Here is a 2,323-nt window from a genome sequence, read left to right on the forward strand (position 1 = left end):
GGTGCTAGTGGCGGCGTAGGCAGCGTGTCTATTACGCTACTAAACCAACTAGGCTACAAAGTAGCAGCGGTTACTGGCCGAGCTTCAGAAAATGGCGAGCTTCTAAAATCACTAGGTGCAACACGCATTGTAGAGCGTGCTGAATTAGAAGAACCAGCGAAACCACTTGAGAAACAACTGTGGGCTGGTGCTATCGATACAGTAGGTAGCAAGGTACTTGCTAAAGTATTGGCGCAAATTGATTACAACGGCGCGGTTGCAATGTGTGGCCTAGCCGGCGGCTTTGACTTACCAACTACGGTAATGCCATTCATTCTACGTAACGTTCGTCTACAAGGTGTGGATTCAGTAATGTGCCCTCGTGAAAAACGTATTAAAGCGTGGGAACAACTGGCTGAATTACTACCTGAGTCTTTCTACGGCCAAGCGACTAAAGAAGTGTCTTTAGATGGCGCAATTCAAGCTGCGGAAGACATCACTAACGGTCAAATTACTGGTCGTGTAGTTATCAAGCTGTAATCACTTAACACGCAAAACAAAAGGGCTGATCACGATCAGCCCTTTTTTCTGTTTGCTATTCAATACAAAGCCTAACCCAAACCTACATCCGCAATACGCTTCTGAATCAGCTCACCACATTCTTCTTTTACTACTCTTCTTAACCATTGTTGCGAGGCAGAAGAATCGCAACGCGAGTGCCAGATCAGTGAGTAATCAAACGGCATAAATTCAAATGGTAATGGCTTAACAACCAAGTCATAACGCTCCGCCACCAAATAAGCCAAATCAGCAGGCACAGTAATCACCAACGGCATTCTATCGACAATCGCCAATGCCGCTTCAAGGTGATAAGCACGCAACACCATTTTACGAGGCTGTTGATTGGCTAACGCGTTGTCTAATAAAGCCTTAACACCATCACTGATCGCAATCATCGCGTGCGGGAGTGATACATAGTCTTCAAGGCTTAAAGGCTTATCGGCTAATGGGTGATTCTTAGATAACAGGCACGACACACCGACCGGCCCCAATACCTCTTGATGAAGTGGAGCAATGCTGCCACTCGGGCGACAAATCGCCATATCGACACGTTCGGTGCTGAGCTGTTTAAACAAATGCTCATGCTGCAATGGTGCAAACTCCAAAGAGATGTTCGGCGCTTGCTCATAAATCTTCGGCAGAGCATAAGGCAAGATAGTTTGCATCGCGTAGTCAGTGGTCGCAATTAAAAAACGCTCACTGCAATAGTAAGGATCGAAATCACTCGGACTAAGCAACTGACGGAATGATTCTAAAGGCTGATCAATGCGCTGGCTGATCTCGAGAGCTTTCTTAGTGGGAATAAGGTGCTGACCTTGGCGTGTAAACAGGGGATCATTGAGTAGTTCTCTTAAGCGGCCTAATACTCGGCTGGTTGCCGACTGGCTTAGGTTAAGACGAAGCGCAGCTTGACTAACACTGCCCTCTTCAATCAATACCTTTAAGGCGACCAGTAAATTCAGGTCTCTACGATAGATGTCTTCTAATTCCACGCCACTTACCTAGCTGTATACAATTATCATTGGTCACTAAGTTGTTTATAGCATGCTTTAGATAAAAAAAATCCCGCAATTACGCGGGGAAGCCCAAGAAAATCTGGGGATAGTGTCGGAATGTTGTCGTATTGGAATTTGCTTGCTGTATTCAGGTTAGTGCTCTTGCTCCTCGGCTATGCCTTGCCAACGGCGCATCTCTACCCAAATACCAATAATCGTTGCTACTATGCCAAAAATTGGCATTAGAGAGGTCTCTGTCGATGAGCGTAGTACTAACGCACAAAAAGAAATAAAACAGAGAACTGAATAAATTGTTAATCTATCTAATCCTGTCAACATCGCCACTCCTTAGCTAGTTGCCTTTGATTTAAGTTGTTATCAACTTGTTAATTAAGTTATAGGAAATGGTTCCGTTTGCCAAGCACTTATTGCATATTTTTTCTGCAGACGTATTATTCACTCGTTAGATAGATATAGAGATACAAACCATGACATTCAAACCTGAACTGGCAACCCACACTTTAGAAGCTGAAGGCCTGCGTTGCCCAGAGCCAGTAATGATGGTCAGGAAGACAATTAGAAACATGCAGGATGGCGATGTGTTACTGGTAAAAGCTGACGATCCTTCGACAACTCGTGATATTCCGAGCTTTTGTCGATTCATGGATCACCAGTTGGTAGGCCAAGCGACAGAAACGTTGCCTTACCAGTATTTGATCAGAAAGGGATTGGAGGCGTAACGCCCCACCGACTATCAAGTATCAAAAAAGCCGCTCGTACCTTATGTT

General features: G+C 44.9%; 4 protein-coding genes. 2 read left to right on the forward strand and 2 right to left on the reverse strand.

The annotated features are described in order from the left end of the window. Positions 1–519: zinc-binding dehydrogenase (locus AB4232_RS21905; RefSeq protein ID WP_372088007.1), on the forward strand; the 519-nt coding region annotated here is incomplete at its 5' end. Between the two features lie 71 nt (positions 520–590). Here AB4232_RS21905 and AB4232_RS21910 read toward each other — a convergent pair. After that, positions 591–1,532 carry a LysR family transcriptional regulator gene (locus tag AB4232_RS21910; RefSeq protein ID WP_012602956.1) on the reverse strand — a complete coding sequence of 314 codons (942 nt, stop codon included), beginning with the start codon at positions 1,530–1,532 and terminating at the stop codon, positions 591–593. A 156-nt stretch (positions 1,533–1,688) separates the two neighbouring features. Next, positions 1,689–1,874, reverse strand: coding sequence for a hypothetical protein (locus tag AB4232_RS21915; protein WP_004736674.1), 186 nt, complete (start codon positions 1,872–1,874; stop codon positions 1,689–1,691). Between the two features lie 149 nt (positions 1,875–2,023). Between AB4232_RS21915 and tusA the strand changes: the two genes are divergently transcribed. Further along, complete coding sequence (gene tusA / locus AB4232_RS21920) at positions 2,024–2,275, forward strand: sulfurtransferase TusA (RefSeq protein ID WP_004736675.1); 252 nt, start codon at positions 2,024–2,026, stop codon at positions 2,273–2,275. The last annotated feature ends 48 nt before the right edge of the window (positions 2,276–2,323 follow it).

Source organism: Vibrio sp. 10N.286.46.A8 (assembly GCF_041470165.1).
Lineage (GTDB): Bacteria > Pseudomonadota > Gammaproteobacteria > Enterobacterales > Vibrionaceae > Vibrio > Vibrio tasmaniensis_A.

Excerpts from the sequence above, each read along its gene's own strand:
- AB4232_RS21915 (WP_004736674.1), bottom strand. The coding sequence starts at position 1,874 with ATGTTGACAGGATTAGATAGATTAACAATTTATTCAGTTCTCTGTTTT.
- tusA (WP_004736675.1), top strand. The coding sequence starts at position 2,024 with ATGACATTCAAACCTGAACTGGCAACCCACACTTTAGAAGCTGAAGGC.